The sequence below is a fragment of the Streptomyces chrestomyceticus JCM 4735 genome, assembly GCF_003865135.1.
Taxonomy (GTDB): Bacteria; Actinomycetota; Actinomycetes; order Streptomycetales; family Streptomycetaceae; genus Streptomyces; species Streptomyces chrestomyceticus.
This window is the reverse complement of record NZ_BHZC01000001.1, coordinates 7380517-7399275: the sequence shown is the minus strand read 5'-3', so window position 1 is coordinate 7399275 and position 18759 is coordinate 7380517. Positions and strand designations below refer to the sequence as shown.

Annotated in this window: 20 protein-coding genes; 4 read left to right on the top strand and 16 right to left on the bottom strand. The window is 73.0% G+C overall.

Annotation, left to right across the window (positions count from 1 at the left end):
- Positions 1–20: 20 nt before the first annotated feature.
- Positions 21–767 (top strand): ATP-binding cassette domain-containing protein, encoded by a 747-nt coding sequence (locus EJG53_RS32390; RefSeq protein ID WP_125049743.1) that lies wholly within the window; start codon positions 21–23, stop codon positions 765–767.
- On the opposite strand, the gene EJG53_RS32385 is transcribed toward EJG53_RS32390, so the two are convergent.
- Together EJG53_RS32385 and EJG53_RS32380 are read right to left on the bottom strand one after the other, a co-directional pair.
- On the bottom strand, positions 688–1206 hold the full coding sequence (locus EJG53_RS32385; protein WP_174856491.1) for a transglycosylase family protein: 519 nt from the start codon (positions 1204–1206) through the stop codon (positions 688–690). The two genes, EJG53_RS32390 and EJG53_RS32385, sit on opposite strands and share 80 nt — an antisense overlap.
- A gap of 171 nt (positions 1207–1377) precedes the next feature.
- Complete coding sequence (locus EJG53_RS32380) at positions 1378–2043, bottom strand: LysM peptidoglycan-binding domain-containing protein (protein ID WP_125047910.1); 666 nt, start codon at positions 2041–2043, stop codon at positions 1378–1380.
- Between the two features lie 595 nt (positions 2044–2638).
- Here EJG53_RS32380 and EJG53_RS32375 point away from each other — a divergent pair.
- Together EJG53_RS32375 and EJG53_RS32370 are read left to right on the top strand one after the other, a co-directional pair.
- Entirely contained in the window at positions 2639–3460 is an 822-nt protein-coding gene (locus tag EJG53_RS32375; protein WP_174856490.1) for a hypothetical protein, read from the top strand.
- Between the two features lie 221 nt (positions 3461–3681).
- Positions 3682–4008: a hypothetical protein gene (locus tag EJG53_RS32370; protein ID WP_050510765.1), complete on the top strand. Its 327-nt coding sequence runs from the start codon at positions 3682–3684 to the stop codon at positions 4006–4008.
- Positions 4009–4118: 110 nt separating this feature from the next.
- Here the strand turns inward: EJG53_RS32370 and der are convergent, their stop codons facing one another.
- From der to EJG53_RS32340, 6 genes are all read right to left on the bottom strand, one after another.
- A complete protein-coding gene (gene der, locus EJG53_RS32365; protein WP_031008996.1) occupies positions 4119–5579 on the bottom strand; it encodes a ribosome biogenesis GTPase Der in 1461 nt (486 codons plus the stop codon).
- Positions 5580–5644: 65 nt separating this feature from the next.
- Positions 5645–6373: a lysophospholipid acyltransferase family protein gene (locus EJG53_RS32360; RefSeq protein ID WP_371858752.1), complete on the bottom strand. Its 729-nt coding sequence runs from the start codon at positions 6371–6373 to the stop codon at positions 5645–5647.
- Positions 6322–7035, bottom strand: coding sequence for a (d)CMP kinase (gene cmk, locus EJG53_RS32355; protein ID WP_031008998.1), 714 nt, complete (start codon positions 7033–7035; stop codon positions 6322–6324). Before cmk ends, EJG53_RS32360 begins: the two co-directional genes overlap by 52 nt.
- Before the next feature lie 146 nt (positions 7036–7181).
- On the bottom strand, positions 7182–8267 hold the full coding sequence (locus EJG53_RS32350) for a prephenate dehydrogenase (RefSeq protein ID WP_125047907.1): 1086 nt from the start codon (positions 8265–8267) through the stop codon (positions 7182–7184).
- Entirely contained in the window at positions 8264–8626 is a 363-nt protein-coding gene (gene aroH, locus EJG53_RS32345; protein WP_125047906.1) for a chorismate mutase, read from the bottom strand. Before aroH ends, EJG53_RS32350 begins: the two co-directional genes overlap by 4 nt.
- A 205-nt stretch (positions 8627–8831) precedes the next feature.
- On the bottom strand, positions 8832–9299 hold the full coding sequence (locus EJG53_RS32340; RefSeq protein WP_125047905.1) for a YidB family protein: 468 nt from the start codon (positions 9297–9299) through the stop codon (positions 8832–8834).
- A gap of 142 nt (positions 9300–9441) precedes the next feature.
- Between EJG53_RS32340 and EJG53_RS32335 the strand changes: the two genes are divergently transcribed.
- Positions 9442–10170, top strand: coding sequence for a nucleotidyltransferase domain-containing protein (locus tag EJG53_RS32335; protein WP_125047904.1), 729 nt, complete (start codon positions 9442–9444; stop codon positions 10168–10170).
- Here the strand turns inward: EJG53_RS32335 and EJG53_RS32330 are convergent.
- The 8 genes from EJG53_RS32330 to ald form a co-directional block, all read right to left on the bottom strand.
- A complete protein-coding gene (locus EJG53_RS32330) occupies positions 10123–10923 on the bottom strand; it encodes a nucleotidyltransferase domain-containing protein (RefSeq protein WP_125047903.1) in 801 nt (266 codons plus the stop codon). The two genes, EJG53_RS32335 and EJG53_RS32330, sit on opposite strands and share 48 nt — an antisense overlap.
- Positions 10916–11926: an ADP-ribosylglycohydrolase family protein gene (locus tag EJG53_RS32325; protein WP_125047902.1), complete on the bottom strand. Its 1011-nt coding sequence runs from the start codon at positions 11924–11926 to the stop codon at positions 10916–10918. The genes EJG53_RS32330 and EJG53_RS32325 overlap by 8 nt, the downstream gene beginning before the upstream one ends.
- 85 nt (positions 11927–12011) lie before the next feature.
- Positions 12012–13217, bottom strand: coding sequence for a pseudouridine synthase (locus EJG53_RS32320; protein ID WP_125047901.1), 1206 nt, complete (start codon positions 13215–13217; stop codon positions 12012–12014).
- Positions 13217–13864, bottom strand: a complete 648-nt coding sequence (gene scpB, locus EJG53_RS32315; protein WP_244955428.1) for an SMC-Scp complex subunit ScpB — start codon at positions 13862–13864, stop codon at positions 13217–13219. Before scpB ends, EJG53_RS32320 begins: the two co-directional genes overlap by 1 nt.
- The gene (locus EJG53_RS32310) at positions 13861–14733 is read right to left on the bottom strand and encodes a segregation and condensation protein A (protein ID WP_125049740.1); all 873 of its coding nucleotides are present in this window, start codon (positions 14731–14733) and stop codon (positions 13861–13863) included. Before EJG53_RS32310 ends, scpB begins: the two co-directional genes overlap by 4 nt.
- Positions 14734–15468: 735 nt before the next feature.
- A complete protein-coding gene (locus EJG53_RS32305; protein WP_174856489.1) occupies positions 15469–16056 on the bottom strand; it encodes a hypothetical protein in 588 nt (195 codons plus the stop codon).
- Positions 16041–17057 carry a ParA family protein gene (locus EJG53_RS32300; protein WP_030019435.1) on the bottom strand — a complete coding sequence of 339 codons (1017 nt, stop codon included), beginning with the start codon at positions 17055–17057 and terminating at the stop codon, positions 16041–16043. Before EJG53_RS32300 ends, EJG53_RS32305 begins: the two co-directional genes overlap by 16 nt.
- Before the next feature lie 489 nt (positions 17058–17546).
- Positions 17547–18662: an alanine dehydrogenase gene (gene ald / locus EJG53_RS32295; protein WP_032928116.1), complete on the bottom strand. Its 1116-nt coding sequence runs from the start codon at positions 18660–18662 to the stop codon at positions 17547–17549.
- Between the last annotated feature and the right edge of the window lie 97 nt (positions 18663–18759).

Here is an 18759-nt window from a genome sequence, read left to right as displayed (position 1 = left end):
AAGACAGCAGCGGCAACGGCATGAGCATCGAGACGGCCCTGTACGCGGCCCGCGTCCGCTACGGCTCTCTGGAGGCCCTTCACGGCATCGACCTGGCCGTGCCCAGCGCCCGAGTCACCGTGCTCCTAGGACGTAACGGTTCCGGCCGCACCACGGTCCTGCGCGCGCTCGCGGGCACCGTGCCGCTTACCGCCGGGCGGGTGGTGTGGCGCGGTACGGACATCACCCGGCTGCCCGCGCACGCCCGCGCACGCCGTGGACTGACCCTGGTCCCCGACCGCGGCGCCGTGTTCGGTTCGCTCTCCGTCGGCGAGCAGCTCGAACTCGCCGCGCCGGACGGTGCCGTCGGACCGGCCCTGGAGGCCTACCCACAACTGCGCGCGCTGCTCGGCCGCCGCGCGGGCACTCTCTCCGGCGGCGAGCAGCGGATGCTCGCCGTGGCCCGCGCGCTGGCCGGGACCGCCCGGCTGCTCCTCCTGGACGAACCGGCGCAGGGGATGTCCCCGGCCCCCACGGCACGCACGTACGGGCTGCTCGGCGATCTGGCGGCCGCCGGGCGCACCGTACTCGTCGCCGAGCAGACGCTGCCGCCCGCCCTGCGCCGCGCCGCCACGGTCGCGTACGTCCTGCGGCGCGGCACCGTCGCCTTCGCCGGTGAACCGGCCGAGGCGGCCCGCCGCCCCGGGCTCACCAGCCCGGCGTCACCGCCCCGTCCGGCGTCACCGCCTCGGCCCCCACGTCCCGGCGGACACCCTTCCAGTGCGTGAGCCCGGACAGCGCCCGGTCCCGCTTGCCGAGCCCGTACCGCTTGGCGCAGTACGGCCAGGCCGACCAGCCCTGCGTACGCCGCACCCGTTCGGCGACGGCGATCTGCTCCTTACGGGTGGCGAGGTCGGCGCGCGGCGCGTAGGCCAGGCCGCCGTACTGCTTCCAGGTCGACTGCCGGAACTGCAGTCCGCCGTAGAACGCGTTGCCGGTGTTCTTGCGCCAGTCACCGCCGCTCTCGCACTCGGCGATGCAGTTCCACGGCCCCTTGCTCAGGGAGCAGCCCGCCGGGGACGGCAGGAGGTGCGCGGTGTCCCGCGCCTGCGCGCCGGCGGGCACGCACAGCAGGACGACGGCCGGGACGAGGGACAGGACGGCCGCTCTGCGGCGGCCGCTTCTCGCGAGACGCTTGGGCATCAGCGCCCGAAAAGAATGGGACATCGGGTCACGCTAAGCAGGGCCGCGCGGGCCTGCGCGCCGCCGCGCCCGGACAGCGCCACGCCCCACCCGGTCGGTGGACGGCCGGGTGGGGCGTTCGGAGTACGGGCCCCGGGAGCCGGGGCCGTACGGCAGCTCGCGCGGACCGCGCGGCGGCCCGTGGCGCTGACAGGCTCAGATCGAGAGCCGCTGCCCCGGGACGATCATGTTCGGGTCACCGCCGACGACGGCCCGGTTCGCGGCGTACAGCCGGTGCCAGCTCACGTTGTGCGCGGCGGCGATCCGGCTGAGGGTGTCGCCCTGCCGCACCGTGTAGCCGCCGGTGCCGGCCCGCGCCCGGCCGCGGTCGGCGTGCCCGCCGAAGCCGCGCGCCTTCTTGCCGATCTTGGCGCCCACGTCCCGGCGGACGTCCTTCTGCACGTACCGCTTGCCGCTGCCGCCCTGTCCGGAACGGAACGCCTTCGGTGCCTTCGGGGCGCTCCCGTACGCACCGGCACGTGCGGCGCAGGTCGGCCAGGCGCCCCAGCCCTGCGACGCCTGGACCCGCGATGCCACGGCGATCTGCTGGGCGCGGCTGGCCCCGGCGGCCGTCGGCGCGTAGGCCCCGCCGCCGTGCGCGCGCCAGGTGCTGTGGGTGAACTGCAGTCCGCCCGAGAAGCCGTTGCCGGTGTTGATGTGCCAGTTGCCGCCGCTCTCGCAGCGGGCGATGCGGTCCCACACTCCGCCGTCCGCCGCCTGCGCCGGTCCGGCGGTCGCGGCCACCAGCGCGAGCGGGGCCACCAGGGCCGCCCCGGCGAGCGCGGCGATGTCACGGCGTATGACGCCCTTCGAAAAAGGCATGGAATCCCTCTCCACGACCCCGGGAGTCCCCCTGGTGACGCGGTGCGGGCGCATCCTGCGTCCGCGGTCCGCGGCACCCCGCCCGCCGCGGGGTTGGTGCCGGTCCTGCTCGGTGGTGCTGCGTGCGGTGCATCCGGTGCCAGGCGATCCGGCTCGTGAACCGTGTGTCGCGCGGCGTACCGGCCGTGGTGCGGGCCGGCGGATGCGGACGGCGGGCGTCCCCGGGTGGTGCTCGGTGCACACGGCCGGAGAATGTAGGGAGGATCACGCGCTGTTATCAACCACGCCGCCGTCCTGCCTGGCCAGTCGGCCATTACCGGAGGTAGCAGCCAGAACCGGCCACCCACTTGATTGCTCGATTTCCGCATTTGTCACCCGGGCCGCCCGGCGATCTGTGACCCACCTCACCGGACCAACTTCCGTGCCCGCAGCACGAGTTGACCGGGAGTGAGCGGTTCCGGTCCGCAGCTCACGCTCCGCTTCGAACGGTTCGATCCGGTACCCGGCGGCGCGTGACTCCTGCCACAGATCGCCCGTTGTCCTGGTACGAGCCGGGCGCCGCCCGGCAGCCCGCGCAACGATCGAGGAGCCATCCGTGCCGCGCATGCTCGACGTCAGTGACGACGTTCGCGCCGAGATCGGTGACGAAGAAGCCGACCGCCTGCTGGCCGGTGGCAACGCCCCCGGCAACTACGACTGCACCTCCTGCCGTACCCCCGGCGACAGCGAGCAGGAGCGCACCAGCACCGTCCTGTTCGTCGGCGAGGAGACCGCGGTGCTCGCCTTCGCCCACGCGTCGTGCATCCCCTCGCAGGTCGTACCGGTCTCCGAGGAGCAGCTCCAGGGCGCCGTGCGCTCCATCACCGGCGCGGACGGCCCGGCCGCCGAACCGCCCGCGGCGCCGCCGCCCGCCACCCCCTTCACCGCCCTCCCCGGCGAGCACCGGCAGGCGACACTCGGTGTCACCTGCGGCCTGGTCCTGGTCGAGAACGACCTGCGGCCGGCGCTGGTCGTCGAGCCCGCCGGGCCCATCGCCCGCCCCGGCTCCACCGAGCCGGGCGACGCGTTCCTCCCGCTGCTCCTGGAGCACGGCTTCGCCACGGTCACGGACATGGCCCTGCTGCCCGCCCCCAACCCGGGCTGGTCGGTGCTGCTGGCCGCCGGGCAACTGCACGCCATCCTCCAGCCGGGTTCGGACGGCGGTCAGCCCAGCTCGTGGTGGCAGGCGCACCAGCCGCTGCCCGTCTCGGACGGCTGGCGGGCCGCCGCCGCCAAGGCGCGGACCGTCCTGGTGTACGCGGCGCCCGTCGGCGCCGTCGGCCACCAGCCGCGGGAGGACCTGATGCGCGAGGCGATGGAGAAGGCTGCGGCGGAGAGCAGGCTGGTGGCCGCCTCCATGCCGCTGGCCGGCACCTGACCTGCGCGTCCCCCCTCCGGCGCTCCGCCTCCGCCCCGTACGGCGCGGGGCCGGGGCGCCGCCGCGTCAGCGCCCGGGCCCGGTCGTGAGCCGGTCGCGCGCCCCGCCGATCAGCCGATTCTTCGCAGAGCCCGCATCCCGGGAGCATCCGGGTCGTTGGCACAGACGTGCACCCATACGACCCCTCCTCCCGCGTCCCGTATCCCTACCAGATCCCCGGTATGCGCCCATCGCACGACGCGACCACGGCGACCATGACGGCCCCGCACGCCGCCCCCGCCTCGGCCACGCCGATCTTCGACGCGCTGTACGCCGAGTACCGCCGGTCCTTCCGGGCGCTGCCGGGGGACCGGAGCGGCGAGGAAGGGCTGAGCGCCGAGGCGATGCGGAGCATCTGGGGCCGTACGACCACCGCGTCCGGCCACTGGGAGCCGGTCCACCGCCAGCCGTTCCACGGCCACCCGCACCACGCGGGCGGCCACCACCGGGGCCACTTCCCCCCGGCCCTGCCACCGGCCCCCCGCGAGTACCGCCCGCACGGCCACTGACCGGACCGCACCCCCGTACGTCCGCATGTTCCCCCGCGCACGAAAACGGTGGCGGGGCGGCCCCCAGGAGCCGCCCCGCCACCGTTTCGCCGTCGTGGTGACGGCTGCCGTCACTTCTTCTTGCTGCGCTTCTCACGCACCCGTACGGAGATGTGGATCGGCGTCCCCTCGAAGCCGAACTCCTCCCGCAGCCGGCGCTCGACGAAGCGGCGGTAGCCCGCCTCCAGGAAGCCGGAGGCGAAGAGCACGAAGCGCGGCGGCTTGGTGCCGGCCTGGGTGCCGAAGAGGATGCGCGGCTGCTTGCCGCCCCGGATCGGGTGCGGGTGGGAGGCGACGATCTCCCCGAGGAAGGCGTTCAGCCGGCCCGTGGGGACACGGGTCTCCCAGCCCTCCAGCGCGGTCTCGATCGCCGGGACGAGCTTGTCCATGTGACGGCCGGTGCGCGCCGAGACGTTCACCCGCATCGCCCACGGGATCTGCACCAGGTCCCGCTCGATCTCCCGCTCCAGGTAGAAGCGGCGCTCCTCGTCCAGTTGGTCCCACTTGTTGTACGCGATGACCAGCGCGCGGCCCGCCTCCACGGCCATCGTGATGATCCGCTGGTCCTGGACGCTGATGGACTCGCTCGCGTCGATCAGGACGACCGCGACCTCGGCCTTCTCCACGGCGGCCGCGGTGCGCAGCGAGGCGTAGTAGTCGGCGCCCTCCTGGAGGTGGACGCGCTTGCGGATGCCCGCGGTGTCCACGAACTTCCAGGTCTTGCCGCCCAGCTCGATCAGCTCGTCGACCGGGTCGCGGGTGGTGCCGGCCATCTCGTTGACGACCACCCGCTCCTCGCCCGCGACCTTGTTCAGCAGCGAGGACTTGCCGACGTTCGGGCGGCCGATCAGCGCGATCCGACGCGGGCCGCCGAGCGGGGTGCCGAAGGTCTGCTCGGGCGCCTCGGGCAGCGCGTCGAGGGCGGCGTCCAGCATGTCGCCCGTACCGCGGCCGTGCAGCGCGGAGACCGGGTGCGGCTCGCCGAGGCCCAGCGACCACAGCATCGCGGCGTCCGCCTCGCCGGACGGGCCGTCCACCTTGTTGGCGACCAGCACGACGGGCTTGCCGGCCCGGCGCAGCAGCTTGACGACGGCCTCGTCGGTGTCGGTGGCGCCGACCTTGGCGTCCACGACGAAGACCACCGCGTCGGCGGCCTCGATCGCGAACTCGGCCTGCATCGCCACGGAGGCGTCGATGCCGAGCACGTCCTGCTCCCAGCCGCCGGTGTCGACGACCTTGAAGCGGCGGCCATTCCAGTCGGCCTCGTACGTGACCCGGTCGCGGGTGACGCCCGGCTTGTCCTCGACGACCGCCTCCCGGCGGCCGATCATGCGGTTCACCAGGGTCGACTTACCGACATTGGGGCGGCCGACGACGGCGAGGACGGGCAGCGGGCCGTGCCCGGCCGCGGCGATGTCGCCCTCGACCTCCTCCAGGTCGAAGCCCTCCTGGGCGGCGAGCTCCATGAACTCCGTGTACTCGGCGTCACCAAGCGCACCGTGCTCGTCGCCGGTGGGGGTCTGGTCGTTCATGAAGTCCGTTCCTCGTTCTCCGTCATCGGTGCCCGCACCTGCGCGGGCCGCCGTTCAAGTCTCGTTCAGTGCCCGGTCAGGCGCCTGGCCTGGGCAAGGTGAGCGGTCAGCCGCTCCTGTATGCGCGTCGTCGCCGCGTCCAGCGCCGTACGGGTGCGCCGGCCGCTGCCGTCGCCCGCCGCGAAGGCGTCGCCGAAGACCACGTCGACCCGGCTGCGCAGCGGCGGCACCGCCTTTATCGCCCGGCTCCGGCGCTCCGCGCTGCCCAGCACGGCCACCGGTACCACGGGCGCGCCGGAGCGCACCGCGAAGTACGCCAGGCCCGCGCGCAGCGAAGCGAAGTCGCCCTCGCCCCGGGTGCCCTCGGGGAAGATCCCCAGCACACCGTCGTTGGCCAGCACCGCCAGCGCGTCGGTGACGGCCTTGCGGTCGGTGCCGGAGCGGTCCACCTTGAGCTGGCCGATGCCGCGCAGGAACGGGTCCAGCGGGCCGACGAACGCTTCCTTCTTGATCAGGAAGTGCACCGGCCGCGGCGCGGTGCCCATCAGCATCGGGCCGTCCAGGCCGTGCGCGTGGTTGACCGCGAGGATCACCGGGCCGGCCGACGGAACCCGCCAGGCGCCCAGCACCCGCGGCTTCCACAGCCCGTACATCAGGCCGATGCCGATCCGCCGGCCCACCGCGGCGCCGCTCGCGCTGGGCAGCCGGCCGCCGTCCGCGTCCGCAGCCTTACCGCTTCGCCTCACCGCGCCGCCTTCGCGGCCATCGCCGCCTCGGTCAGGGTGACCACGCACTCGATGACCTGCTCCAGCGTGAGGTCGGTGGTGTCCACCTCGACCGCGTCGGCCGCCTTGGCCAGCGGCGAGGTCTTGCGGCTGGAGTCGGCCGCGTCCCGCTTGACCAGGGCTTCGCGGGTGGCCGCCAGGTCGGCGGCCTCCTTGCCGGTCAGCTCACCGCTGCGGCGGGCCGCGCGGGCCTCCGGCGACGCGGTGAGGAAGATCTTCAGGTCGGCGTCGGGCAGCACCGTGCTGCCGATGTCCCGGCCCTCGACGACGATGCCCTCCGGGGCGCCGGCGGCGATCTCGCGCTGCAGCTCGGTGATCCGGGTCCGTACCTCGGGCACCGCGCTGACGGCACTGACGGCCGAGGTGACCTCCTGGGTACGGATCGGGCCGGCGGCGTCCAGGCCGTCCACGGTGATCGTCGGCGCGGCCGGGTCGGTGCCGGAGACGATCGCGGGCTTGACCGAGGCGTCCGCCACGGCCACGGCGTCGTCGACGTCGACGCCGTTGCTCAGCATCCACCAGGTGATCGCGCGGTACTGGGCACCGGTGTCCAGGTAGCCGAGCCCCAGCTTGGCGGCGACGGCCTTGGAGGTGCTGGACTTGCCCGTGCCTGCGGGGCCGTCGATGGCGACAATCACTGCAGCCGGGGCGGTCCGGGCGGGGGTTTCCACGGTGTCGGGCACCTTCCTCGATCACGGGGCGGGACGGGGGCCGCCGCAGGGGGCCCCGCACAAGGTTACTGGCAAGCAGCGGCGCCCCGTGCAGCCCGTACGCCCCGGCCCGCGGGTCCGCTCCCCGGCCCGGGCACCGGACCCGGCTACTGGCGGATCGACCAGCCCCGCTCGCGCAGCTCCGCCATCAGTATCGGCGCCGCCTGCGGCTCGACCATGAGCTGGATGAAGCCCGCCTGCTGGCCGGTGGCGTGCTCGATGCGTACGTCCTCGATGTTGACCGCGGCCCGGCCGGCGTCCGAGAAGATCCGGGCCAGCTCACCGGGCTGGTCGCCGATGTGCACCGCGACGATCTCGTACGCGGCCGGGGCGGCGCCGTGCTTGCCCGGCACCCGCTCGCGGCCCGCGTTGCCGCGCACCAGCACGTCCTCGACGCCGCGTGCCCCCTCGGCCCGCTTGTCCTCGTCGGCCGCCTGCAGCGCGCGCAGCGCCCGTACGGTCTGCTCCAGGTCGGCCGAGACCTCGCCGAGCACGTCGGCGACCGGCCCCGGGTTGGCGGCGAGGATGTCCATCCACATCCGGGGCGCGGACCCGGCGATCCGCGTCACGTCCCTGATCCCCTGGCCGCACAGCCGTACGGCGGTCTCGTCCGCGTCCTGGAGGCGGGCGGCGACCAGGCTGGAGACCAACTGGGGCGTGTGCGAGACCAGCGCCACGGCCCGGTCGTGGGCCTCCGCCTCCATGACGACGGGCACCGCGCGGCAGAGCGCGACCAGCTCCAGCCCCAGGTTCAGCACCTCGGTGTCGCCGCCCTCGGCGGGGGTCAGGACCCAGGGCCGCCCCTCGAAGAGGTCGGCGGTCGCGGCGAGCGGCCCGGAGCGCTCCTTGCCCGCCATCGGGTGGGTGCCGAGGTACGCCGTCAGGTCGCAGCCCATCGCCTCCAGCTCACGGCGCGGGCCGCCCTTGACGCTGGCCACGTCGAGGTAGGCACGGGCGGCGCCGCGCCGGATCACCGCGGCCAGCGCCGTCGCGACATGGGCGGGCGGTACGGCGACCACGGCCAGGTCGACCGGGCCGGGCGGCTCCGCGGCGGTGCCGGCGCCGAGCGCGGCGGCGGTCTCGGCCTGGTCCGGGTCGTGGTCGGCCAGGTACACCTGGACGCCGCGGCCGCGCAGCGCGAGGGCGACGGACGTGCCGATCAGGCCGGTGCCGACGACGAGCGCGGTCCTCACTGGGCGATGTCCTTCCGCAGGGCCCCGGCGGCACCGAGGTAGACGTGCGCGACCTCGGCCTTGCTGCGGTCGGTCTCGACGTGCGCGAGGACGCGCACCACGCGCGGCATGGCACCGGCGATGTCCAGCTCCTGCGCGCAGATCAGCGGGACGTCGGTGATGCCCAGCAGGCGGGCGGCGACCGCGGGGAAGTCGCTGTGCAGGTCGGGGGTGGCGGTGAACCACACGCTGATCAGGTCGTCCGGGGCCAGGTCGTTGCGCTCCAGCACGGCCGTCAGCAGCGCGGACACCTGCTCGTGCATGTGCCCGGCCTCGTCCCGCTCCAGTTGCACGGCCCCGCGCACCGCTCGTACCGCCACGTCACCGCTCCCCTGCGCATCCGTCCACGACACCCGGCACGCACTCCGCGCCGGCCGCCGGCTTCTTCCCCGTAAGCCTAGCCAGGTCCGGCACCCGGACACGAAGCCGACCGGTCCGCGAGACACGGACCGGCCGGGTACGAGACGGGGACCGGCCGCGTACCGGAAGCCGGGACGCTGTACAGGACGGGTGCAGTGGGGGGGGCTAACTCCGCCCGGCGGTCCGGTACCCCCGGGCGACAAGATCCTCGAACGCCGGGTCCTGCGGTATCCGGCCGTCGGGGGTCAGCCGGTCCACGGCCTGCGGCAGCGTGTGCGCGAGCTGCCGGGCCGCCTCCTGGGCGCTGACGCCGTGCTCCTCGGCGATCCGCCGCAGGGTCTCGTGGGGCAGCGCCTGGGCGACCTGCTCGGGAGTGACCGGTTCGTTGACGCCGTGTCCCACCCAGGAGTGCGCCTGCCGTCCCAGCTCCCCTTGGAGGAGCTTGCCGAGCACGGTCTGTATGCCGCCGCCATGGCCGCCCGGACCGGCGCCGGGCACGGGGCCGCCGTGCCCGCCGGGTCCGGTGCCGCCGAGCGCTCCGAGCAGCGATCCGACGAGGTTTCCTGCCGCGCCGCCCTGGCCGCCACCGGGCAGTCCGCCCGTCGCTCTCCCGAGGTCTGGTGATCCCGTCATGTCCGTGCCCTTCCGCGAGATACCGGCAGTGTCGATGAGGCCCGCGCGACGCGTGACGTCATTCCAACGTACCGGCGCGCCGGGTTTCCGCCACCCGGAACCGGGTGGCACCGCACCGCTCCCACCAGCCACAATCCCCCTCATGCCGACCTCCGCCGCAGGCCACGCCCTGGTCACCGGACACACCGTCTACGCCTGCGTCATGGGCTCGCGCGCCTTCGGGCTGGCCACCGGCGCCAGCGACACCGACCGGCGCGGGGTCTACCTCGCGCCCACCCCGCTGTTCTGGCGTTTCGAGAAGCCGCCGACGCATGTGGACGGGCCGCGCGAGGAGGAGTTCTCCTGGGAGCTGGAGCGTTTCTGCGAGCTGGCGCTGCGCGCCAACCCGAACATCCTGGAGTGCCTCCACTCCCCCCTCGTCGAACACGCCGACGCCACCGGCCGCGAACTCCTCGCGCTGCGCGGCGCCTTCCTCTCCCGCCACGTGCACCGCACCTTCACCGGCTACGCGGCCGGCCAGCTCAAGAAGCTGGAGGCGGACGTACGGCAGCACGGCGCGCCCCGTTGGAAGCACGCGATGCACCTGCTGCGGCTGCTGCGTTCCGCCCGTGACCTGCTGCGTACGGGCGTCCTGACGCTGGACGTCGGCGAGGCGCGCGAGGAACTGCTCGCCGTCCGGCGCGGTGAGGTGCCCTGGGCCGAGGTGGAGCGCCGGATGGCCGCCCTGACCGAGCAGGCCGCGGCGGCCGAGCCCGGCTCCCCGCTGCCGCCCGAGCCCGACCGCCGCCGCGTCGAGGACTTCCTGTACCGCGCCCGGCGGGACTCAGCGCTGCGCTGCGCCGAGGCGGGCCCGTACGACGAGGTCGTGTAGCGCGTCGTGGCCGCCGGGGGCGTCCGGCAGCGCGGAGGCGGCCTGCGCCGCGTCCAGCCGGGCGTGCAGCGCCGCCACGTCCTCCCGCAGCCGCGCCACGTCCACCAGCTCGGCCACCGGCCCGTGCTCCGCCTCCGCCTTGGCCTCGATCAGCTCCGGTACGTACGAGGGCGCGGCCACCAGCCCGAGCAGCGTGGGCAGATGCGCCTGCACCTCGCCACCGTCCATCAGGTGAATGCCGGTCAGCAGCACCCGCAGCGTGTAGAGCAGCGGCTTCAGCTCACCGGTCTTCTCGAAGAGTCGCCACTGCGTGGTCGCGAAGCCTCGGTAGTGGTGGGCGTGATGGCGGGTGAGGACGGCAGGGGCCAGCGCCACCAGCTCCTCGTGCACCGCACTCGTCCGCACCACCAGCGGGGAGAGCAGTTGCTCCAGCACGTAGCCGTTGCGGCGCAGCATCAGCCGCGCGAACTTGCGCAGGTCGTGCGTCACCAGGTCGACCTCGACGCCGTCCCGGTCCGCCGTCCAGGACCGGGTCTCGTCCGGTGCCCGCAGGCCGACCAGTGCCGCGGTGGGCAGCAGGTGCGCCCCGCGCAGGTCGACGTCGGAATCGCGGGACGGGAAGCCGTACAGATGCGCGCCGGAGACCGTCGCGAAGACCAGCGGGTCCCCTTCCCCGTCCGTCACCGCCCCCAGGTCGAGGTCCGGCAGCCCGGCCGCCCGCAGCACAGCGCCGTCCGGCGCGGCGTCACACATCCCACACCTTCCCCAGGCCCACCAACTGGTCGCGGTACTCGATCCGGTCCGCCCACTCCGCGGGCCACGCCCCGGCGCCCAGGTGGGCACCGGCGAAGGCACCGGCGAGGCAGGCGATCGAGTCGGAGTCGCCGGAGGAGCAGGCGGCCCGGCGGAGCGCGGTCAGCGGCTCGGCGGGGAAGAGCAGGAAGCACAACAGACCGGTGGCGAGCGCCTCTTCGGCGATCCAGCCGGCGCCGGTGGCCAGGCAGGGGTCGGCCTCCGGGTCGGGCGCGCGCAGTGCCGCCTCCAGCCGGTCCAGCACGCCTAGGCAGTCGTCCCAGCCGCGCGCGATGAAGCGCTCCGGCGACGGGTCCTGGGCGTACCGCCACAGCTCACCGAGCCAGTCGGCCCTGTAGACGCCACGGCTCTCGACCGCGTACGCGCGGAGCTGCCCGGTCAGCCCGTCCGGCCGGACACCTTGCGTGAGCAGGTGCACGGCGTACGCCGTCAGGTCGCTGGCGGCGAGCGCGGTGGGATGCCCGTGCGTGAGCGCGGACTGGAGCTGCGCGGCGCCGGAACGCTGTTCCCGGCTCAGCCCCGGCACCAGCCCCACGGGCGCCACCCGCATGTTCGCGCCGCACCCCTTGGAGCCGGTACGGCTGGCCTCGGCCCACGGCCGCGCGTCCTCGCTGAGGAGCCGGCACGCGGTGAGGCAGGTGTTACCGGGCGCCCGGTTGTTGTCCGGCGAACGCCACCACTCGACGTAGTTCCGCCGGACCGGCGGAAGCAGGCTCGCGGCGTCCAGGCCGCCGCCCGCGGCCGCCATGGCGGTACGCAGACCGCGCCCGAGGGCGATCGTCATCTGCGTGTCGTCGGTGACGTACGCGGGATCGGGCAGCGCCATCCCCCGCCACGGGCCGTACGCGGCCTCGATCGCCCGTACGTCCTGGAACTCGGTCGGATACCCGAGCGCGTCACCGAGCGCCAGCCCGATGAGCGCCCCGGTCGCGGCGGACGCCATGAAAAGAACCACCCCTTAATCGTCATAGTGACAATAAGGGGTGGTCCCGCCACCTGACAAGGCACGCAGGCCCTGTACCCGGTGCTTACAGCTCGACCTCGCGCATCAGCATGCCGACCTCGGTGTTGGTCATCCGCCGCAGCCAGCCCGACTTCTGGTCGCCCAGCGCGATCGGCCCGAACGCCGTCCGCACCAGCTTGTCCACCGGGAAGCCCGCCTCGGCCAGCATCCGGCGCACGATGTGCTTGCGGCCCTCGTGCAGGCTCACCTCGACCAGGTAGTTCTTGCCGGTGTTCTCCACCACCCGGAAGTGGTCGGCGCGCGCGTAGCCGTCCTCCAGTTGGATGCCGTCCTTGAGCTGCTTGCCCAGGTCACGCGGGAGCGGGCCCTGGATCGCGGCCAGGTAGGTCTTCTTCACGCCGTACCGCGGGTGGGTCAGCCGGTGGGCCAGCTCACCGTGGTTGGTGAGCAGGATGATGCCCTCGGTCTCCGTGTCCAGCCGGCCCACGTGGAACAGCCGCGTCTCGCGGTTGGTCACGTAGTCGCCCAGGCACTGGCGCCCGTCCGGGTCCTCCATCGTCGAGACGACGCCGGCCGGCTTGTTCAGCGCGAAGAAGAGGTACGACTGCGTGGCGACCGTCAGGCCGTCCACCTTGACCTCGTCCTTCTCCGGGTCGACACGGACACCCTGCTCCATGACGATCTGCCCGTTGACCTCGACCCGCGCCTGGTCGATCAGCTCCTCGCACGCCCGGCGCGACCCCATGCCCGCACGGGCCAGCACCTTCTGCAGGCGCTCGCCCTCCTGGTCACCGAAGGTCTTCGGCGTCTTGATCTGCGGCTTGCTGTGCCGGGCGCGGTTGCGCTCCTCCACCTGCGCGTCGTACTCACGCGGCCGCGCCGGAGCCTGGCCGCGGCCCCGCTGCTGCGGTCCCTTGCCGCCGGGCTTGCCGCCGCTCTTCGGGCTGGTACGGGGACCACCCTTGGCGCCGCCGCGCGCGGCCGCACCGCGGCCCCTGCGCTCGCCGTCGCGCTCCGGGGCACCGCCACGGCCGGCGGAGCCGCCGGAACCGCCGCGGCCGCCCTGGCCGCCGCCACTCTGGCCGCCACGGCCGCCGGAACCGCCCCGGCCGCCGCCGTCGCCACGGCCCGGACCGCCCTCGCCCACGTCGTAGCGGCGCTCCTCGGGACGGGGCCGGCCGGCGCGCTGCTGCTTCTCGTCCTTCTTGTTGCCCGCACCCCGGTAGTTGCCCCTACCGGTGTCCCTGTTGTTCCTGCCGCTGCTTCGCATCAATGATCCGTCTGAGAGTCGCCGCTGTCGTCTACGTCGAACGACGGAACACCTTCCCGGGAATCGCCCTCGACCGCCTCCGCCTCCGGGAGGAAGGGAGCGAGCTCCGGGAGCTCGTCCAGGCCGCGCAGGCCCATCCGCTCCAGAAAGTAGTTCGTCGTCCTGTACAGGATCGCACCTGTTTCAGGTTCCGTCCCCGTCTCCTCCACCAGACCGCGCTGGAGAAGGGTGCGCATCACACCGTCACAGTTCACCCCGCGAACGGCCGAGACCCGAGAACGGCTGACCGGCTGACGGTACGCGACCACGGCCAGAGTCTCCAAGGCGGCCTGCGTAAGCCGGGCCTGCTGCCCGTCCAGCACAAAGCTCTCCACGGCGTCCGCGTACGCGCCCCGGCTGTAGAACCGCCAGCCCCCCGCCACCAGACGCAGGTCGAATCCGCGCCCCTGCCGCGTGTAGTCCTCCGACAGCTCCCGCAACGCCAGCGCGACCTCCCGGCGGGGCCGCTCCAGCACCCTGGCCAGGTGTTCCTCGGTCGCGGGCTCGTCCACGACCATCAGCACCGCCTCCAGCGCCGGCCGCAACTCCAGCTCCGCCACACCGAGCGCCCCTGCCGGGGCGCCCTGCGCCTCCTCCACGTCACTCACCCCGCATCCTCCTCACCCTCACCCGCCGGAGCCTCCGGCCCGGGTTCCCGGTCGAACTCGTCCGTAACGACCGGCTCGGCCTCCGCCCCACCCGTCCACCGGACCGTCAGCGCCCCCAGCGCCTGCTCCTGGTCCAGCTCCACGACCCGCTCCCGGTACAGCTCCAGCAGCGCCAGAAAGCGCGCGACGACGGTGAGCGTGTCCGGCGCGTCCTCCGCCAGCTCCGCGAACCCGGCCTCCCCCACCGCACGCAACCGCGCCACCAGCACTTCCGCCTGCTCCCTGACGCTCACCAGCGGCGCGTGAATATGGTCCACGTACACCTGCGGCCGCGCCTTGGGCTGCATCGCCTTCACCGCGAGCCGCGCGAACCCCTCGGCTCCGATGCTGATGGCGACCTCGGGCAGCAGCTCCGCGTGGTGCGGCTCCAGACCGACCGTACGGGGGTAACGGCGCCCCTCGTCCTCCAGCCGCTCGCTGAAGATGTCCGCGATGCGCTTGTACGCGCGATACTGCAGCAGCCGCGCGAACAACAGGTCACGCGCCTCCAGCAGCGCGAGGTCCGCCTCGTCCTCCACCTCGGCCACCGGCAGCAGCCGCGCCGCCTTCAGATCGAGCAGCGTCGCCGCCACGACCAGGAACTCCGTGGTCTGGTCCAGGTCCCAGTCCGGCCCCATCGCCCGGATGTACGCCATGAACTCGTCCGTCACCCTGGACAGCGCGACCTCGGTGACGTCCATCTTGTGCTTGGAGATCAACTGAAGCAGCAGGTCAAAAGGCCCCTCGAAGTTCTCCAGCCGAACCGTGAACTTCCCGTCCCCGACCGCACCGTCCTCGGCGGACGGCACATCTTCTTCGGTCGTGAGCATCATGATCCAGGAGGAGAGCGACGGACCCCTCAAGCGTAGCCGCCCCGGCGGCAGCCGAATTCCCAGGCGCGCGTGGTGGGGGTGCGCGTTGTGCGCGATGGGTCCGGTGGGTGGGGGGCTCGGGGTCCCTCCGGGGCCACTCTCCCCCAGCCTTCGGCCGGGGGTGCCCCCACGGCACCGTGGACCGCAACGTACCTTGATTCGGCAACGCAGAGGCCCGGCTGCCTGCGGGGAGACCCCTGCGGGACCCCGAGCCCCGGCCGTCGGGCGGCTATCGGCGCGATCGGGCTGGGGTCTCTCATGAGCCGAGCACCCCAGCGGCGCGGGCGCCTCAGCACCCCGCCCTCTGGCGCGTCAGCGCCCGGTGGCGCGGCGGAGCCGCGTCAGCGTAGGCCAGCCCGACGTGCGCGTCTCATCGCCGGGGAGGGGCCTGCCGTACCGCCACCACCCCGTGAGCCTCACCCCCCACGTAAGGCGCCCTCCTGCGTCATCGAAAACTTCCCCCCACCGACCTCGGCTCGCCAAACCGGCCCGAGGGGGCGCGTAGGGGGCCATCCCCGCAGGCAGCCGGGTGTCTGCGTCACCGAAATAAAGTCACGTCGCGGTGCACGGTGCCGAGGAGTTGGCCCCCTGCGCGCCCCCGCCCCACAACGCACGCAATGCGAGCCGCCCGTCGGCACACATCCTCGCGCGCAGCGCAGAGGGCACCCCGGACCTCGGCGGCCAAAGGCCGCCTCAGCGCCCCCGCAACCGCCGAACCAGAATGCTCGCATCCCCCCGCGACTCCAGGTCCGCCAGAACCACCGCCACCGCCTCGCGGACGATCCGCCCACGATCGACCGCGAGCCCGTGCTCGCCACGGAGAACCAGTCGCGCGTGCTCCAGATCCATCAGCTCCTCGGCGGACACGTACACCGTGATCTTCTCGTCGTGCCGCTCACGGCCACTCGGCCGCCGATTCGCCCCACGGCCCCGCCGACGCGAGGACCCGGCCGGCTGCGACGCCGCGGCTTCCGCGTCCTGACGACGGCGTCCCTTCGGGGCATCCGCCTCCGCGCCACGGCCCGCGTGCTCGACCGCCGGGCCCTCCGGCCCGGAATCCGGCTCGGCCCGCCGCGGGGTCGTTTCCTCGCCGGCCCCCGCCCCCGGCTCACCGCCAGGCGCCGGCACCCGCGCCGTCTCCCCGTTGCCCGCCGGGACGCCACTCGCCGGGACGCCATTCGCCGGGCCGTTGGACTTGCGGGGCGCCGGGGACTGCAGCCCCGACCCCCCGGTCGTGCGGAACAATTCGTCGGCTCCGGGCAGACTCACTCGGCGTGACACCGGGCGAGCACCTCCCTGGCCAACTGACGATAGGCGGCGGCACCGACGGAGTTGGACGCGTACGTGGTGATCGGCTCACCCGCGACGGTGGTCTCCGGGAAGCGCACGGTACGGCCGATGACCGTGTGGTACACGTGGTCGTCGAACGCCTCGACGACGCGCGCGAGAACCTCACGGCTGTGGACGGTGCGCGAGTCGTACATCGTCGCCAGGATGCCGTCGAGCTCCAGGTCGGGGTTGAGCCGTTCCTGGACCTTCTCGATCGTCTCGGTGAGCAGCGCCACACCACGCAGCGCGAAGAACTCGCACTCCAGCGGCACGATGACCTTGTGAGCCGCCGTCAGCGCGTTGACGGTGAGCAGACCGAGCGAGGGCTGGCAGTCGATGACGATGTAGTCGTAGTCGGCCATCAGCGGCTTCAGCGCGCGCTGCAGCGTCGACTCGCGCGCGACCTCGCTGACCAACTGGACCTCGGCGGCTGACAAATCGATATTGCTGGGCAGCAGGTCCATGTTGGGGACCGCGGTCTTCAGCAGCACCTCGTCGGCCGACATGCCCCGCTCCATGAGCAGGTTGTAGACCGTCAGGTCCAGTTCCATCGGGTTGACTCCGAGCCCGACGGACAGCGCGCCCTGCGGGTCGAAGTCGACGAGCAGCACCCGTCGGCCGTATTCGGCGAGCGCGGCACCCAGGTTGATGGTCGAGGTGGTCTTGCCCACCCCGCCTTTCTGGTTGCACATCGCGATGATTTTGGCGGGGCCGTGGTCCGTCAACGGTCCTGGGATCGGGAAGTAGGGAAGGGGGCGCCCGGTGGGGCCGACACGTTCGCGGCGCTGACGGGCGGCGTCCGGCGCGAGCGTGGCCGCGTATTCGGGGTCCGGCTCGTACTCCGCGTCCGGGTCGTAGAAGTGCCCCTCGGGCAGGTCGTCGTAGTCGGCGAGCCGGGTGGGATCTGAGCCGCCCCGGTCGCCGGCCATGGCGTTCACGTGATGGCCGTCCATGCTCTGGTGGGCTGTCGTCGTGGGGCTCTGTTGGGTCGCGAAGGTGTGGACAGCGACGGAGCCGACAGCCTGGAGCCCCGAGGGACCCTGGCCCCGTGCAACCGCTCCTGGTCGACCACCTCCGGGAGTAAATGTCGACTCATTCACAAGTCGTCTTACCTCCTTGGATGTGACCAGGAAACTTATCGATAGGTCAGCGTGGCACTATGCCGACGGTTGGCGACTCTATGGCGTGTCGGGCGTTCGCAGCAACACAATCCGCCGGACCCGGCCCGATGTGTCGGCAATCGAACATGCCGATGTCAAGGGTGCAGGCCGCACAAGCCCAAGGTTTCGAGGGTGTGCGAATCGGTTAAAGGGTTACGTTCTCGGCGAGTTGGGGTCCGCCCGTGCCGTTCCGGGCGCGCGGCGTGTCGGCGAACGGCCGCGGCCGGGCCCTGTGGACAAGGCCCGGCCGGCAGAGCGTCATTGACGCGCGCTATTGACGCCTCAGCCGAGAAGCGTCGCCAGGTCGGTGGCCTCCAGGCCGTGCGCCTCGGCGACCGGACCGTAGACGACCTTGCCGTCGTGCGTGTTCAGGCCCTTGGCCAGGGCGGCGTCGCGGCGCAACGCCTCGACCCAGCCGTTGTTCGCCAGCGACACGATGTAGGGCAGCGTGGCGTTGGTCAGGGCGTACGTGGAGGTGCTGGGCACCGCGCCCGGCATGTTGGCCACGCAGTAGAAGACCGAGTTGTGGACCTGGAAGGTCGGCTCGGCGTGGGTGGTGGGCCTGGAGTCCTCGAAGCAGCCGCCCTGGTCGATCGCGATGTCGACAAGGACACTTCCGGGCTTCATCTTGGCGACCAGCTCGTTGGTGACCAGCTTCGGGGCCTTGGCGCCCGGGATGAGGACCGCGCCGACGACGAGGTCGGCCTCGACGACGGCCTTCTCCAGCTCGTAGGCGTTGGAGACGATCGTCTGCACCTTGGTGCCGAAGATACGGTCCGCCTCGCGCAGCTTGTTGATGTCCTTGTCGAGCAGGGTGACGTGGAAGCCGAGGCCCACGGCGATCTGCACGGCGTTCCAGCCGGAGACGCCGCCGCCGATGACGACGGCCTTGCCCGCGGCCACGCCGGGGACGCCGCCCGGGAGCACGCCGCGGCCGCCGGCCTGGCGCATCAGGTGGTAGGCGCCGACCTGCGGGGCGATGCGGCCCGCGACCTCGGACATCGGGGCGAGCAGCGGGAGCTGGCGGCCCGGGGTCTCCACCGTCTCGTAGGCGATGGCGGTGGTGCCGGACTCCAGGAGGGCGTCGGTGCACTCGCGGGAGGCGGCCAGGTGGAGGTAGGTGAAGAGGGTCTGGTCCTTGCGGAGACGGTGGTACTCCTCCGCGATCGGCTCCTTGACCTTCAGCAGCAGGTCCGCGGCGGCCCAGACCTCGTCGGCGGTGTCGAGGATCTCGGCGCCGGCCGCGACGTACTCCTCGTTCGGGATGGCCGATCCGAGGCCGGCGTCCTTCTCGATGACGACCTGGTGGCCGTGGCGGACCAGCTCGTGCACACCGGCGGGCGTGATCGCCACCCGGAACTCGTTGTTCTTGACCTCGCGGGGGATGCCGACCTTCACGTCGATCACGGTCCTTGTAAGAGAGCTTGCAGGAGGAAATCCATGCATGCCAGGCATGCCGGGACTGACCGCGGTGTCCGCGGCCCGGCCAGTCTAT

Excerpts from the sequence above, each read along its gene's own strand:
- EJG53_RS32390 (WP_125049743.1), top strand. The coding sequence starts at position 21 with ATGAGCATCGAGACGGCCCTGTACGCGGCCCGCGTCCGCTACGGCTCT.
- EJG53_RS32335 (WP_125047904.1), top strand. The coding sequence starts at position 9,442 with ATGCCGACCTCCGCCGCAGGCCACGCCCTGGTCACCGGACACACCGTC.
- der (WP_031008996.1), bottom strand. The coding sequence starts at position 5,579 with ATGAACGACCAGACCCCCACCGGCGACGAGCACGGTGCGCTTGGTGAC.
- EJG53_RS32385 (WP_174856491.1), bottom strand. The coding sequence starts at position 1,206 with ATGTCCCATTCTTTTCGGGCGCTGATGCCCAAGCGTCTCGCGAGAAGC.
- EJG53_RS32330 (WP_125047903.1), bottom strand. The coding sequence starts at position 10,923 with ATGTGTGACGCCGCGCCGGACGGCGCTGTGCTGCGGGCGGCCGGGCTG.
- EJG53_RS32325 (WP_125047902.1), bottom strand. The coding sequence starts at position 11,926 with ATGGCGTCCGCCGCGACCGGGGCGCTCATCGGGCTGGCGCTCGGTGAC.
- EJG53_RS32380 (WP_125047910.1), bottom strand. The coding sequence starts at position 2,043 with ATGCCTTTTTCGAAGGGCGTCATACGCCGTGACATCGCCGCGCTCGCC.
- EJG53_RS32310 (WP_125049740.1), bottom strand. The coding sequence starts at position 14,733 with ATGCTCACGACCGAAGAAGATGTGCCGTCCGCCGAGGACGGTGCGGTC.
- EJG53_RS32340 (WP_125047905.1), bottom strand. The coding sequence starts at position 9,299 with ATGACGGGATCACCAGACCTCGGGAGAGCGACGGGCGGACTGCCCGGT.
- EJG53_RS32370 (WP_050510765.1), top strand. The coding sequence starts at position 3,682 with ATGCGCCCATCGCACGACGCGACCACGGCGACCATGACGGCCCCGCAC.
- EJG53_RS32320 (WP_125047901.1), bottom strand. The coding sequence starts at position 13,217 with ATGCGAAGCAGCGGCAGGAACAACAGGGACACCGGTAGGGGCAACTAC.
- EJG53_RS32300 (WP_030019435.1), bottom strand. The coding sequence starts at position 17,057 with ATGGACGGCCATCACGTGAACGCCATGGCCGGCGACCGGGGCGGCTCA.